General features: G+C 62.5%; 12 protein-coding genes. 4 read left to right on the top strand and 8 right to left on the bottom strand.

The annotated features are described in order from the left end of the window. Positions 1-105: 105 nt before the first annotated feature. Complete coding sequence (locus tag AC629_RS16900) at positions 106-1,833, bottom strand: PHA/PHB synthase family protein (protein WP_502693019.1); 1,728 nt, start codon at positions 1,831-1,833, stop codon at positions 106-108. 310 nt (positions 1,834-2,143) lie between these two features. Between AC629_RS16900 and AC629_RS16895 the strand changes: the two genes are divergently transcribed. Next, on the top strand, positions 2,144-2,872 hold the full coding sequence (locus tag AC629_RS16895; RefSeq protein WP_084806055.1) for a CBS domain-containing protein: 729 nt from the start codon (positions 2,144-2,146) through the stop codon (positions 2,870-2,872). A gap of 20 nt (positions 2,873-2,892) precedes the next feature. Here AC629_RS16895 and AC629_RS16890 read toward each other — a convergent pair whose 3' ends face one another. From AC629_RS16890 to AC629_RS16880, 3 genes are all read right to left on the bottom strand, one after another. Continuing rightward, on the bottom strand, positions 2,893-3,348 hold the full coding sequence (locus tag AC629_RS16890) for a RidA family protein (protein ID WP_084806053.1): 456 nt from the start codon (positions 3,346-3,348) through the stop codon (positions 2,893-2,895). A 17-nt stretch (positions 3,349-3,365) separates the two neighbouring features. Continuing rightward, entirely contained in the window at positions 3,366-5,057 is a 1,692-nt protein-coding gene (locus tag AC629_RS16885) for a benzoate-CoA ligase family protein (RefSeq protein ID WP_084806051.1), read from the bottom strand. Between the two features lie 147 nt (positions 5,058-5,204). Continuing rightward, positions 5,205-5,723, bottom strand: coding sequence for a MarR family winged helix-turn-helix transcriptional regulator (locus AC629_RS16880; protein ID WP_084806049.1), 519 nt, complete (start codon positions 5,721-5,723; stop codon positions 5,205-5,207). A 254-nt stretch (positions 5,724-5,977) separates the two neighbouring features. On the opposite strand from AC629_RS16880, the gene AC629_RS16875 reads away from it, so the two are divergent. Then, positions 5,978-7,153 (top strand): ABC transporter substrate-binding protein, encoded by a 1,176-nt coding sequence (locus AC629_RS16875; RefSeq protein WP_084806047.1) that lies wholly within the window; start codon positions 5,978-5,980, stop codon positions 7,151-7,153. Positions 7,154-7,180: 27 nt separating this feature from the next. Further along, positions 7,181-7,636 (top strand): cupin domain-containing protein, encoded by a 456-nt coding sequence (locus AC629_RS16870; protein ID WP_074117224.1) that lies wholly within the window; start codon positions 7,181-7,183, stop codon positions 7,634-7,636. A gap of 8 nt (positions 7,637-7,644) precedes the next feature. Here AC629_RS16870 and AC629_RS16865 read toward each other — a convergent pair whose 3' ends face one another. From AC629_RS16865 to AC629_RS16850, 4 genes are all read right to left on the bottom strand, one after another. Then, positions 7,645-8,895, bottom strand: a complete 1,251-nt coding sequence (locus tag AC629_RS16865) for a flavin-dependent oxidoreductase (protein ID WP_084806046.1) — start codon at positions 8,893-8,895, stop codon at positions 7,645-7,647. A 54-nt stretch (positions 8,896-8,949) separates the two neighbouring features. Continuing rightward, positions 8,950-11,301 carry a bifunctional salicylyl-CoA 5-hydroxylase/oxidoreductase gene (locus AC629_RS16860; protein ID WP_084806044.1) on the bottom strand — a complete coding sequence of 784 codons (2,352 nt, stop codon included), beginning with the start codon at positions 11,299-11,301 and terminating at the stop codon, positions 8,950-8,952. A 99-nt stretch (positions 11,302-11,400) separates the two neighbouring features. Continuing rightward, positions 11,401-12,237, bottom strand: coding sequence for an enoyl-CoA hydratase family protein (locus AC629_RS16855; protein ID WP_084806042.1), 837 nt, complete (start codon positions 12,235-12,237; stop codon positions 11,401-11,403). Positions 12,238-12,276: 39 nt separating this feature from the next. After that, positions 12,277-13,038: an SDR family NAD(P)-dependent oxidoreductase gene (locus AC629_RS16850; RefSeq protein WP_084806040.1), complete on the bottom strand. Its 762-nt coding sequence runs from the start codon at positions 13,036-13,038 to the stop codon at positions 12,277-12,279. A gap of 214 nt (positions 13,039-13,252) precedes the next feature. Between AC629_RS16850 and AC629_RS16845 the strand changes: the two genes are divergently transcribed. Then, complete coding sequence (locus tag AC629_RS16845) at positions 13,253-14,050, top strand: alpha/beta fold hydrolase (RefSeq protein WP_245331891.1); 798 nt, start codon at positions 13,253-13,255, stop codon at positions 14,048-14,050. Positions 14,051-14,060 lie beyond the last annotated feature (10 nt).

The raw sequence follows: 14,060 nt of genomic DNA, 5'->3' as shown, positions 1-14,060 counted from the left end.
GGCCGAACTGCAGGATGACGGCTCACTCGAAGGGGAGATTTGTCTCCTCAACGGCGACAACATCCCGTTCATCGCGCGCCGTTCCAAGACTTCTTCAACAGCCTGCTAGGTGTGGACGTAGTCTCCCGGCGCATCTGGAAGACTGTCTGCGCCCTCGATCCCGATCTGCGGTGGGGCGCAGGGCTCGCCCGAGCGGGCCGCGAGCCAGCTGCTCCATTCCAGCCACCACGACCCCTCGATGTGCGGAGCCAGCTTCAGCCATTCATCGGGACCGACATAGGGCGCATCCGCGACCTTGGTCAGCACCTGATAGCTATGCCAGGACTCCTCCGGAGGCGCAACGACACCGGCATTGTGACCGCCGCTGGTCAACACGAACGTCACGTCGGCATCGACCTGGTAGTGGATCTTGTGGACCGATCGCCATGGCGCCACGTGATCGGTGGGTGTGCCGACCACGAACATCGGCGCATGGATGTCGGACAGCGAGATACTTCTGTCGGCGACCTGATAGCGGCCCTCGGCCAGGTCATTGTTGAGAAACAGCTTGCGCAGATATTCCGAATGCATGCGATAAGGTAGCCGCGTGGCGTCGGCGTTCCAGGCCATCAGGTCGCTCAGTGGCGCCGACTCTCCCATCAGATAGTCATGCGACAGCCGCGACCAGATCAGATCATTGGAGCGCAGGAGCGCGAACGCTCCGGCCATTTGCGTGGTATCGAGATAGCCCCGTTTCCACATCATGTCTTCGAGGAAAGCAATCTGGCTTTCGTTGATGAACAGCGTCAGCTCGCCGGCCTCGGTGAAGTCCGTCTGAGCGGCAAGCAGGGTGATCGTCCCCAGTCGCGTGTCGCCGTCGCGCGCCATTGCGGCAGCGGCGATCGACAGCAACGTGCCGCCCAGACAGTAGCCGAGCGCATGGGTCTTCCGACCCGGCATGATTCGGCCGATCGCATCCAGCGCCGCCATCACGCCCAGCTTGCGATAGTCGTCGAAGGCAACATCCCGATCCTTCGCCTCGGGATTGCGCCAGGAGATCGCGAACACAGAAAAGCCTTGGCCGGTGAGATATCTGACCAGCGAATTCTGCGGGGACAGATCGAGGATATAATACTTCATGATCCACGCCGGCACGATCAGAATCGGCTCGGGCCGCACTTGCGCGGTCGTCGGATAATACTGGATCAGCTCGATCAACTCGTTGCGGTAGACGACCTTGCCCGGCGACGCTGCCACCGTCTTGCCGACGACAAACTGCTCGTCTCTCACCGGCTTCGAGACAGACAGAAGGCGCACCAGGTCGCTGCACCAGTTCTGCCATCCGAACACAAAATTCTCTCCGCCGCTCTGGAACGCCTTTTCCAGAACCTCCGGATTGGTCGCGGCGAAGTTCGACGGCGCCAGCATGTCGAGCATCTGGCGGACCGAGAATTCGACGATGGCCTCATTTGCGCGCGACACACCACGCACGCCGGTCGTGGCATCGTGCCACCAGCGCTCTCCGAGCAAAAACGCCTGGGCGAACAGATTGAACGGCGCGGCTTCCCATTGCGGCTCCCTGAAGCGTCGATCCCGCCCCTGCGGCTGAATCACGGACCACGGCCTTTGATCCGGGGACGCGGCATGGAGCGCGGCCTCGATGAACCGGCCGGTATCCTGAAGGACATTGCGGGCGATCTCCGCTTGCCGCTGCGGCGCTGCCGCGAGATGCGAACTCCAATCGAGCCAGGCGAGCGACAGGGCTGCCGGCGAAATCCCGCCCGTAAATCGTGCCAGCATCGCGTGAAATGCGCGATCAAGAGGGTACGGCTCTGACGCCGGCGTGGGCCTCATGGCCGGCTTTCCGGTCGGAGGGGCGACGCTCACAACCGGGTTCACGGAAGGCTCCCCTGCCGGCTCTTCCTTTCGCGGGACAAGCTGCACGACGCTCATGGCTGATTATTCCTGCGCACTTCCGGTTTGACCTCCCCGGACGATATGGCGGTCCGTTTCGGACGCGTTGAGCTGTATCAAGTTCGCACGCCGATCACGATTGCTTCACCATCATCGGGCGACGTCGCCCGCTTGACCTGTGTCAAAACAGGCCTCCAAGTCTGAAATAGGTTCCGCCCATCGAATTTCGTCGAACCTGCGGAGCTCCCCCATGCGCGCCCACCAGATCATGACCCGGTCAGTCATCTCGGTTACTCCCGACACCAGCATCGTCGAAGCCGCGAACATCATGCTGAAGCGGCACGTCAGCGGCCTTACCGTGGTCGACGAAACCGGCAAGCTGGTCGGCGTCGTCTCGGAAGGGGATTTCATCCGCCGCAGCGAAATCGGCACCGGCCGCAAGCGCGGGCGCTGGCTGAGGTTCATCCTCGGCCCCGGCACGTCGGCCAGCGATTTCGTTCAAGAGCACGGCCGCAAGGTCTCGGAGGTGATGACCGACTCACCCGTGACCATCACCGAGGATACCGCGCTCGCGGAGATCGTCGATCTCATGGAACGCAACAACGTGAAGCGCCTGCCGGTGGTCCGCGGCGACAAGGTCGTCGGCATCGTCTCGCGCGCCAATCTATTGCAGGCGGTGGCGGGGCTTGCCCGCGAGGTGCCGGATCCGACGGCCGACGACGATCACATTCGCGTCCGCATCATCGACACCATGGAAAAGAACGACTGGTGCCCGTTCGGGCTGAACGTTATCGTCCGCGACGGCATCGTTCATCTCAGCGGCGTCATCACCGAGGAACGCGCGCGGCAGGCCGCGGTTGTCGCAGCGGAGAATGTCGAGGGCGTGAAGAAGGTGCACGACCACCTGTGCTGGGTCGACACGATGTCGGGCGTCTATCTGAATTCGCCCGAGGACGACGATCTCGCCAAAGCTGGCTGAAAAGGCGAGCCGAACGCGGTTCAGCGGGGAATGACGGCGGTGGCCTCGATCTCGACGCGCGCCGCCTTCTCAACGAGGCGGACGACCTGAACCAGCGCCATCGCCGGATAGTGCGCGCCGAAGATGGTACGATAGATCTTGCCGAGCTCCTTCAGGTTCGACAGGTATTCGTCCATGTCGATGACGTACCAGGTCAGGCGCACGAGGTGCTCGGGCCGCGCACCGGCTTCAGCGAGGATCTCGGCGATGTTGCTCAGGGTCTGGCGCACCTGCGCGACAAACCCGTCAGCGAGATGCTCCTCGGCATCCCAGCCGATCACACCGCCGGTGACGACGATGCGGCCGTCGGCGGCGATGCCGTTGGCATAGCCCTTCGGCATCGGCCAACCGGACGGCTGGAGTATCTGCACCTTCGCACGGGTCTTATCATCGTCGGTCGGCAGCACCGCGAGCTGCGGGCCTTTCGGCGTCGTCACAATTCTTTGTCCTTCTCTCATTCTGCCGCGACGCCCGAGGACGTCGCTGCAGCCAGCGCCATTTGCCGCAGGGCAAAGCGCTTCAGCTTGCCGGTTTCAGTCTTCGGCAATTGCGTCACGAACTCGATCGCGCGCGGATATTTGTACGGCGCGATCTCGCGTTTGACATGTTCCTGCAACTCGGCCGCGAGCTGCGCGTCCGGCGTCACGCCGGGTGCGGCAACGACATAGGCCTTCACGATCATCCCGCGCGCCTCGTCGGGCGCACCGACTACGCCGCACTCGACAACCGACGGATGCGTCAGCAGCGCCGCTTCAACATCGGTGCCCGCGATGTTGTAGCCGGATGACACGATCATGTCGTCGGAGCGCGACTGGTACCAGAAATAGCCGTCGCTATCCATCAGATAAGTGTCGCCGGTGAGGTTCCAGCCGTTCTGGACGTATTTACGTTGCCGCTCGTCGGCGAGATAGCGGCAGCCGGTCGGCCCACGCACAGCGAGCCGGCCCATGGTACCCGGCGGCACGTCGTTCCCGGCATCATCGACGATCTTCGCTTCATAGCCCGGCACGGGCTTACCCGTCGCGCCCGGGCGGATCTCGTCTTCCGTCGCGCTGATAAAGATGTGCAGCATCTCGGTCGAGCCAATGCCGTCCATCAGCTTGATGCCGGTTGCCTTGAGCCATGCGTCGAATGTCGGCTTGGGCAGCGTCTCGCCTGCGGACACGCACTTTCGAAGCGAAGAGATGTCGCGTCCTGCCAGCTTGCCGATCATGGCCCGATACGCAGTCGGCGCGGTGAAGCAGACCGTGGTCTTGTACCGCTCGATCGCAGTCAGCATGTCATCCGGCGTCGTCTTCTCCAGCACGACGAAGGAGGCACCGATGTGCATGGGAAACAGCACGCCGCCGAAACCGAAGGTGAAGGCGAGCGGCGCCGAGCCGATAAAGCGATCCTTCTGCTCGGCCCGCAAGATGTTGTGCGAATAGCTGTCGCAGACCGCCAACATATCCCGGTGGAAATGCATGGTGCCCTTGGGATCGCCGGTCGTGCCCGACGTGAAGGCGATCAGGCAAATGTCGTCGGAGGCGGTATCGACAGGGGTGAACTCAGGGCTCGCGTCCGCAATCAATGCTTCGAGCGAGTTTTCCGCGCCATTGCCCCAATAGATGACATGTTTGAGACCGAACGCCGCGGCTTTCGCTTTCTCCATCTCCTCGGAGAGCTTTCCGTCGCACAGAGCGAGCGTGATCTCCGCTTTCTGGATTGGGTAGGATAGCTCCTTGGCGCGCAGCAACGGCATTGTCGCGACAACGATCCCGCCGGCCTTGATCACTGCGAGATAGGTCGCGACCATCATCGGATTGTTGGCCGAGCGCAGCAGCACGCGTTCGCCGGTGACCAGACCGAGCTTGCCGACCAGCACATTGGCGATGCGATTCACGAGCGCCTGCAGCTCGCGATAGCTGTAGCTCACGGTAGGACTAATGACGCAAGGAGCGTCGCCGTGCCCCTGCTCGACCCAGCGATCGAGGAAATAGCTGACGCAGTTCAATCGCGGAGGATAGTGCAGTTCCGGCCGCGTGAAGATGAACTCCGGCCAGAGCTCACGCGGCGGCAGTTGCTGCCGTGCGAACGTATCGGCATGAGCCGTCGCAGCATTGCCGTCACACGAGCTCGACACTTGCACCTTGGCGGCGTTGGCCATCGCACGCTCCTTTCAGCATGGAAAGCACCCGGCAGCTCTATCTCAAAACATTTTAGGCTTAAAACAATTCGGCGCAATAGCGGATTTCGGGCATCCGTGCTTTTTCCTGCGGCAAGGTGGGACCGGGCGGCTACCCCGCCCGCGGACTTAAGGCCGGCGGCGCGCAGCCGATTTCTGCGCCGACGCCTTGGTCTTGGCGAGGAGCCGCATCAGCTCGCGCACATCCTTCGGCGTCAGGTCGGCGAAGAGATCGGCGATCCAGGTCTCGTGTTCCGCGGCCATTCTGCGAAACTCGGCGCGCCCGAGTTTCGTGAGGCGGATCACCTGGACGCGACGGTCCGTCTCCGAAGTGCGCCGGTCAAGATGGCCGGATTCCACCAGTCGCTCGACGAGGCCGGTGACGTTGCCGTTGGACACCATCATGCGCTTGGAGACGTCGGACAACGTCATGCCGTCAGGCGCCTTGTCGAGCTGCGCCATCAGGTCGAAACGGGGCAGCGTGACGTCGAACCGTTGCCGCAGCCGGCCGCGGACCTCACCTTCAATCAAGGTCGTGCAGGTCAAGAGGCGCAGCCACAGCCGAAGCTCTTCGGCATGGTCCTCCGGAGTTTCGACGGCCTTTGTCTCGGAATCGAGCATATGGATGCGATCACTCAGGGCCGGCATTGGCGCCGGCACGGATTCCCGAACATTTTGAGCTTCAAATAAATTGAAGCCCGCCGCAAGTGCAAAGCTGCAATAATCGACCGCGCGTCAGTTTCTTTAGGCTTCAAATAATTGGCGCAACGCTTGCATGTGCCGCCTCCCGCAGGATGACGACCCGCCTTGAGCTTCGCTTGCCGCGGCAGCCATCATCGGCATAAGCTTGGATTGGAGTACGCGGCTTGTAGCGCAAGCCCGATTGTCATGGGGGACAGATCATGAAGACGCAATGGACCTTGGCTGCCGCCGCCTTGCTGCTCGGCACCGCCGTAAACCCTGCCTTCGCCCAGGAAAAGATCAAACTGGGTGTGATCGTGACGTTGTCGGGACCTGCCGCCGCGCTCGGCCAACAGGTTCGAGACGGCTTTGCGCTCGCCGTGAAGGACCTCGGTGGCAAGATGGGCGGCCGCGATGTCGAGGTGATCGTTGCCGATGACGAGCTCAAGCCGGACGCGGCGGTGACGAAGGTCAAGGGGCTTCTGGAGCGCGACAAGGTCGATTTCGTGGTAGGCCCGATCTTCTCCAACATCCTCCAGGCGATCCACCGGCCCGTCACGGAATCCAAGGTGTTCCTGATCAGCCCTAATGCCGGCCCATCGACCTTTGCCGGCAAGGAGTGCAACCCGTTCTTCTACGTGACGTCGTATCAGAACGATCAGGTGCATGAGATCCTCGGCAAGGTCGCGCAGGATCGAGGCTACAAGCGCATGTACCTGATGGTGCCGAACTATCAGGCCGGCAAGGACTCGGTGGCAGGCTTCAAGCTCGACTACAAGGGCGAGATTGTCGAAGAGTCCTACATGCCGCTCAATACGCTGGATTTCCAGCCGGAGTTATCCAAGATTTCGTCTCAGAAGCCCGATGCTCTCTTCACGTTCATGCCGGGCGGCCTCGGCGTCAATCTCGTGAAACAATACCGGCAAGCCGGCCTCGCCGACACCATTCCGGTGCTCTCGGCCTTCACGGTGGATGAATCGACCCTGCCGGCGCAGCAGGACGCGGCCGTCGGCATGTTCGGCGGCGCGAACTGGGCGCCTAATCTCGACAATCCCCAGAACAAGAAGTTCGTCGCGGCCTATGAGGCCGCCTACAACAGCGTGCCCGGGACCTATGCTTTCCAGGCGTACGATGCCGCGATGCTGATCGACAGCGCCGTCAAGGCCGTGAAGGGCGATCTCTCCAACAAGGATGCGGTTGCGGCCGCACTGAAGAAGGCCGACTTCACCTCGCTGCGCGGCGCATTCAAGTTCAACAGCAACGGATATCCGATCCAGGATTTCTACCTGACCAAGGTCGCGAAGCGTCCGGACGGCAAGTTCCAGACCGAGATCGTCCAGAAGGTTTTTGAGAACTATGGCGACCGCTACGCCAAGGACTGCAAGGCGGCAAACTAAGCCGCATCGTGTTACGGGAGGACTGCAATGAAGAGCGAAATCACCGGCATCACGCGGGCCAATGAGGGGATCCAGGGCATTTCCTGGAACATCCTCGGCCAGACCTATGTGCCGAAGAGCTACGCTGAAAACAGCTTCTCCTGGCACGCGACGCTGCCGCCGGGTACGTTCGTGCCGCCGCACATTCATCCGGACCAGGATGAGTATCTCTACATGCTGGAGGGCAAGCTCGACTTCATGCTCGGCAATTCCGAGTCGCAGGCAACCGCAGGCGATTTGATCCGGCTCGGCATGGGCGTGCCGCACGGCATCTTCAACAAATCGGAGCAGACCGCGAAAGTGCTGTTCTGGGTCGCGCCGAGCCGCAAGCTGTTCGACCTGTTCTGGGGCCTTCACAACATGAAGGAACAGAAGCCGGAGGACGTGGTGGCATTGGCCGCCGAGTTCAACATCCACTTCCTGCCGCCGCCTCCCGGCGGCTAGCAGCTGTCTTAAGCGCGCACCGCTGCAAGTCCGGGGACTGCGGCAAAACCCGCCTTGGTCGCATAGCCACGCACGATCGCTTCGCGCTGGGAATAGCTCAGGACGTTTTCGATATTGTCAAAGCCGTCGGGCGCGAGCTGCTCGACGGCATCGATGACGCCCTCGGGGCCGCCACGGCGGTTGGAGCGGACGACATCTGCCGTCATCGGCAGACGCTTCTTCTCATATTCGACCAAGGCCTGGCGTGGATGCTCAGCGCGTACCAGCACGTCCGCAAGACAGCGCGCATCGAGGATCGCCTGCGAAGCTCCGTTCGAGCCGACCGGATACATGGGATGCGCGGCATCGCCGAGCAGCGTGACGCGGCCGGACGACCAATAGGGCAAGGGATCGCGATCGCAGGTTGGATATTCGTAGAACTCGGGCGTTGCCGAGATCAGGCTCTTCACATCAATGTAAGGCACCGAGAAGCGCGCAACATGCGGCATCAACTCCTCGCGTCGCCCGGGCCGCGACCAATCTTCTTTCCGAGGTGGCGGAGCATTGCCCTCGCCGACCTTCACCAGCACCGCCCAGTTGGTAAGACGGCTCGCCGGGCTCGATCCCTCCGCGATCGGATAGATCACCACCTTCGCGTTGAGACCACCGGCCACGATCATCGACCTGCCGGTGAGGAAGAGCGGCCAGTCACGCGCACCGCGCCACAGCATCAGGCCGTTCCAGCACGGCGGCCCTTCGTTCGGGAACAGCGTCTCGCGCACGCGCGAATGAATTCCGTCAGCGCCGATCAGGATATCGCCACGCGCAGTGTGGATGTGCGCGCCGGTCCGATCGAAGAAATAGGCCGTGATGCCGCCCTCGTCCTGCGTGAACGCGCCGAGCCGGCAGCCGGTGTGAATTGCTTCTGGCCCGAGCCGTTCCTCGACGGCGTGATGGATGACGCCCTGAAGCCGGCCGCGGTGAATCGAGAATTGCGGCACGTCGTGACCGGCATCGATGCCTCGCGCTTCGCGCCAGACCTCCTGGCCGTGCCGACTGAGGTAATAGAGTTGGTCGGTGCGGATTGCGACGTCGTCGAGCTTCTGCAGCAAGCCGAGCCCGGCGAGCTCACGCATGGCGTGCGGCAGCGTGTTGATGCCGACGCCGAGCTCGCGGATGGTATCGGACTGCTCGAAAATCTCGCAAGCCAGCCCGCGGGCCCGCAGCATCAAAGCCGTGGTGAGACCACCGATGCCGCCACCGACGATAATCGCCTTCATCGCCCCTACTCCACTCGAATACGCCAGGCAATGGAGTTAACGTCGCACGGGCGGTCACTCCGCCGCAAGCGGCTTTGTCGCCTCCACCCTGAGCTCAGCCCGGGTCTTGGGCTTAGCCTTAATTCGCAGCTCCTCGAGATCCTGCCGGTCACGCACGCTATTGCGGAAAATCTGATCCTTGCCGGGCAGATATTGCGGCGGGCAGAAAGCGTCGTCTGCGCCGTACCAGGCCGCCGCCTTCATGGTGAAGAATGGATCGACCAGATGCGGCCGGCCGAGTGCGACGAGGTCTGCCCGGCCTGCAGCCAGGATGGTATTGGCCTGGTCCGCCGTCGTGATGTTGCCGACGCACATGGTGGCCACGCGCGCCTCGTTGCGGACCTGGTCCGAGAACGGTGTCTGGAACATGCGCCCGTAGACCGGCTGCGCATCGCGCACGGTCTGCCCGGTCGAAACGTCGACGAGATCGACGCCGGCCTCGGCGAAGGCGCGCGCAATGGCGACGGCGTCGTCACCGGTGATGCCGCCATCAGCCCAGTCGGTCGCGGAAATGCGGACCGACATCGGCTTGTGCGACGGCCACACTGCCCGCAGCGCCTCGAAGATCTCCAGCGGGAAACGCAGGCGATTGGCGAGTGTGCCGCCATACTCGTCCGTACGGGTATTCGTCAGCGGCGAGATGAAGCTCGCGAGCAGATAACCGTGGGCGCAGTGCAGCTCAAGCATGTCGAAGCCGCAGCGCTCGCCACGTTCGGCCGCCGCGACGAATGCATCCCTCACCGCATTCATGCCGGCGCGGTCAAGCTCGCGCGGCACCTGACTGTCGGGGAAGTAAGGCAGCGGCGATGCCGAGAACACGTCCCAGCCGCCCTCCTCCAGGGGGCGATCCATGCCATCCCACATCAGCTTGGTCGCACCCTTGCGGCCGGCGTGCCCGAGTTGCAGGCAGATTTTTGCAGCCGAATTGCCGTGGACGAAATCCACGATGCGCCGCCACGCGGCTTCCTGCTCGTCGTTCCACAGCCCGGTGCAGCCAGGCGTGATCCGTGCGTCGCGGCTGACGCAGGTCATTTCCGTGAAGATCAGGCCGGCACCGCCGATCGCACGCGATCCGTAGTGTACCAGATGGAAATCGGTCGGCACGCCTTCCTTCGCCGAATACATGCACATCGGCGACATCACGGCGCGGTTAGCGATCTCCATCTCGCGCAGCCGGAACGGCTGGAACAGCGGCACCATGGGCTTCCCGGTGTCGACCTCAAAACCGCTGTCTCGAACGCGCTTCGCAAACGATTCCTCAACCTCTGCGACGAAATCCGGGGCGCGCAGTTTAAGATTGTCATAGGTGATCGCCTTCGAACGCGTCATCACGCCGAAGGCAAACTGCACCGGATCGAAGTCCCAGAAACGATCGACGTGCTCGAACCACACCAGCGAGACGTCCGCAGCATGCTGCGTCTTCTCGACCTCCTCACGGCGGCCATGCTCGTAGAGATCGAGTGCCGCCTGGACGCTGGGCGTCTTTGCCATCGCCTCGGCCAGCGCGATCGCGTCTTCCATCGCGAGCTTCGTGCCGGAGCCGATCGAGAAATGCGCGCTCGCCTTGGCGTCACCGAGCAGAACCATGTTGTCCTTGACCCAGCGCTTGCTGCGGATCATCGGGAAATTGCGCCACATTGAACGGTTGGTGAGCAGCTTGTGCCCATCGAGAAACCATCCAAAGATTTCGGCCATCCGCGCGGCAGACTGGGTCTCATTCAACCCCGTCAGCCCTGCCCGCGCGAACGTCTCCGGATCGGTCTCGAAGATCCAGGTCGAGTGCCCTGCCTCATACTGGTAGGCGTGGGCGATGAACGGTCCCCACTCCGTCTCCTGGAAGATGAAGGTGAAAGCATCGAGCGGCCTGGTCGATCCCATCCAGGCGAATTTGTTGGTGCGGAGGTCGACCTCCGGCTGGAAGTGCTCGACGTATTTCTCGCGGAAGCGGCTATTGATACCATCCGCAATCAGAATGAGATCAGCGACGGCGAAGCGGGACTCGTCTTCGATGTCCACTTCGAAATGAAGATTGACGCCGAGCTCGCGCGCCCGCTCCTGCAGGATCAGCAGCAGCTTCTGCCGCGAGCAGCCGCAAAAACCGTTGCCGCCGACCCGGTGCACGGTGCCGCGGAAATGTACGGCGATGTCGTCCCAGTACGCGAATTCCTGGGTGATGCGGCGGTAGCTCGGGAGGTCGTGTTTCTCGAAATTGTCCAGTGTGGCGTCGGAGAACACCACGCCGAAGCCGAACGTGTCGTCGGCGCGGTTGCGCTCGTATACTGTGATGTCGGCGCTTGGCCGCTGCTTCTTCAGGAGGATCGCAGCATAGAGACCCGCAGGTCCGCCACCGATGATCGCGACTTTCATGGGAGCCTCGCCAATTGACCCGGCGGAAATTATTTTAACCCTAAAATAATTCCGCGCAAGTCCCCGTTGCAGGCCTCCCCGTGGGGAAGTCCCGCCGGCTCAGTCGCCCCTGAAGACCGGCTTGACCTTGTTGGCAAAAGCCTCGAAGGCCCGCTCGAAGTCGGCCGTCGTCATACAAAGGGCTTGAGCAACAGCTTCCGCCTCGATCGCCTCTTCCACTGACATTGCCCATTCCATGGCCAGCATCCGCTTGGTCATGGTGTTGCCAAAGGTCGGCCCCTCCGCGACCTGCTTTGCCAGCAGCTGTGCCTGAGGCAGCACCTGTTCCGGCGTGACGATGCGACTGAAGAAGCCCCAGCGCTCGCCCTCCTCCGCGGTCATGAACCGGCCGGTATAGAGCAACTCGGAGGCCCGGGACTGTCCGATGATCCGCGGCAGGATCGCGCAAGCGCCCATGTCGCAGCCGGCAAGGCCCACCTTGTTGAACAGGAACGCGACCTTGGCGCCGCTCGCTGCGAGACGCATGTCCGACGCCATCGCGATGATGGCGCCGGCGCCAGCACAGATGCCCTCGACAGCAGCCACGATCGGCTGCGGGCAGGCACGCATCGCCTTGACGAGGTCGCCTGTCATTCGCGTGAAGGCCGTCAGCCCTTTCGTATCCATCTTCACGAGCGGACCGATGATCTCGAATACGTCGCCACCAGACGAGAAATTGCCGCCGGCGCCCGTGACGACGATCGCCTTGACCGCGTCGTCGAAGGCGCAGGCGCGGAAGAAATCCGTCAACTCCCGATAGCTCTCGAACGTCAGCGGATTCTTCCGTTCGGGACGATTGAGCGTCACGGTGGCAACGCCGTCGACCACGGCCAGCAGGAAGTGTTGCGGCGAATAGTCCGCGAGCGGCACGGTGACGGGATTGGCTGGTCTGCTCATGCGATCTCCTTGGCTTTCTTGTTCCGAACCCGCGTCACGCTAGATCTCACCACCGGCAACGGCGATCGCCTGCCCTGTGATCGCACCGGCGCCCTCGCCGCACAACCAAAGCACGGCATCAGCCACCTCTTGAGGCGTGATCAGCCTTCCTTGCGGATTATGCTTCGCAAGCTCGGCGATCGCCTGCTCGCGGGTTCGTTCTGTCTTCTTCATGATGTTTTCGATGCTGCCGGCGACCAGATCGGTGTCGGTGAATCCGGGACAGACCGCATTCACGGTTACATTGCTGCCGGCCATTTCGAGGGCGAGCGAGCGCACGAGACCGACCACAGCGTGCTTGGCGGCCGTGTACGCGCTCACGTAGGCATAGCCCTTGAGCCCCGCCGTCGACGCAATCGCGACGATACGGCCGTAAGGGCGATCCTTCATCCCCGGCAGCACAGCGCTGATGGCATGGACCACGCCCATAAAATTGACATCCATCATGCGCGAAAAAAGAGCACTGTCCGATTTCGCGAATGGCGCGGATTCAGCACTGCCCGCGTTGGCGATGAGGATATCGATCGGCTTCAGCGCACTCGCTTCCGTGATCGCGGCCTTCAGCGCAGCTTCATCCGAAACGTCGGCAACGGCCGAAAAATGCGCGGCTCCCGCGCTGACAGCCTCCTCGAGAGTTGCTGCATTCCGGCCAAGCACCGTGACGGTGGCACCTGCAGCGACGAGGGATGCCGCAATCGCGCGACCGATGCCGCGGCCACCACCGGTCACCAGCGCGTGCGGCGAATGCGGCAATGCGGTCATGCGCTGGCTCCCTGGGATCTACTGATCGTTAGTCCGATATATTTTAACCTTCAAATTTTTGCAACGAAAGCGCCGATCGACGCTGCGCACGCCCGCGCGCGAGAGACCGGCCCGAATATTGCTTTAAGTATAAAATTATCTCTTCCCATCCCCTACAGGCCTGTTAGCATCGACGGGCCAAGCAAAAGGATGTCGCGTGTCGCAGCCTGCGCCAATGATAACAAAGGACGGACGCTTCGCCTATGAAGCCGCGGGCGCCCCGGACGCGACACCCTTGATTTTCCTGCATGGCATTGGCGGCGCGGCACGGGCTTGGCGGCATCAGCTTGCCACATTCAGCAACCGATTCCACGCAATCGCATGGGACATGCCGGGCTATGGCGGATCGGCGCCGCTTGCCAGCGTCAGCATCGCGGCCCTGGCGGATGCGCTCCAGCAATTCATCGAACAGATCGGCGCAAGCAGGCCTATTCTGGTCGGCCATTCGATCGGCGGCATGATCGTCCAGAAATGGCTGGTGCAATCCCCCAAACTGGCGCGCGCGGTCGTCCTCGCGCAGACCAGCCCGGCGTTCGGCAAGGCCGACGGCGACTGGCAGAAATCGTTCATCGCGGCACGCCTCGGGCCGCTCGATCGCGGCGAGACGATGACGTCGCTCGCGCCCTCCCTGGTGAAGGAGCTTGTGGGCGACGATCCTGATCCCAAGGGAATGGAGCTTGCGCGGGCGTGCATGGGAAGTGTGCCCGAGGCGAGCTATCGCGCCATGATGCTGGCCTTGATCGGCTTCGATCAACGCAGCACGCTCAAGGATATATCCGTCCCGACGCTGCTGCTGTCCGGCTCCAAGGACAATAACGCGCCAGCGCCCATGATGGCCAAGACAGCGACCTACATTCCTTCGGCCAAATATGTCGAGCTGGCCGGTGTCGGGCATCTCGCCAACCTTGAACGCCCTGACGCCTTTGACGAGGCTCTCGGCCAATTCCTGAATTCCGTCGCGACCAAAGCGTAAGGTGACTGCG

The organism is Bradyrhizobium sp. NAS80.1 (assembly GCF_001908205.1).
GTDB lineage: Bacteria > Pseudomonadota > Alphaproteobacteria > Rhizobiales > Xanthobacteraceae > Bradyrhizobium.
Note: the sequence above shows the minus strand (reverse complement) of the source record. Positions and strands in the feature narration are given on the sequence as shown.

Coding starts and splice junctions, on each gene's coding strand:
- AC629_RS16900 (WP_502693019.1), bottom strand. CDS start 1,833: ATGAGGCCCACGCCGGCGTCAGAGCCGTACCCTCTTGATCGCGCATTT.
- AC629_RS16895 (WP_084806055.1), top strand. CDS start 2,144: ATGCGCGCCCACCAGATCATGACCCGGTCAGTCATCTCGGTTACTCCC.
- AC629_RS16885 (WP_084806051.1), bottom strand. CDS start 5,057: ATGGCCAACGCCGCCAAGGTGCAAGTGTCGAGCTCGTGTGACGGCAAT.
- AC629_RS16880 (WP_084806049.1), bottom strand. CDS start 5,723: ATGCCGGCCCTGAGTGATCGCATCCATATGCTCGATTCCGAGACAAAG.
- AC629_RS16875 (WP_084806047.1), top strand. CDS start 5,978: ATGAAGACGCAATGGACCTTGGCTGCCGCCGCCTTGCTGCTCGGCACC.
- AC629_RS16870 (WP_074117224.1), top strand. CDS start 7,181: ATGAAGAGCGAAATCACCGGCATCACGCGGGCCAATGAGGGGATCCAG.
- AC629_RS16865 (WP_084806046.1), bottom strand. CDS start 8,895: ATGAAGGCGATTATCGTCGGTGGCGGCATCGGTGGTCTCACCACGGCT.
- AC629_RS16860 (WP_084806044.1), bottom strand. CDS start 11,301: ATGAAAGTCGCGATCATCGGTGGCGGACCTGCGGGTCTCTATGCTGCG.
- AC629_RS16855 (WP_084806042.1), bottom strand. CDS start 12,237: ATGAGCAGACCAGCCAATCCCGTCACCGTGCCGCTCGCGGACTATTCG.
- AC629_RS16850 (WP_084806040.1), bottom strand. CDS start 13,038: ATGACCGCATTGCCGCATTCGCCGCACGCGCTGGTGACCGGTGGTGGC.
- AC629_RS16845 (WP_245331891.1), top strand. CDS start 13,253: ATGATAACAAAGGACGGACGCTTCGCCTATGAAGCCGCGGGCGCCCCG.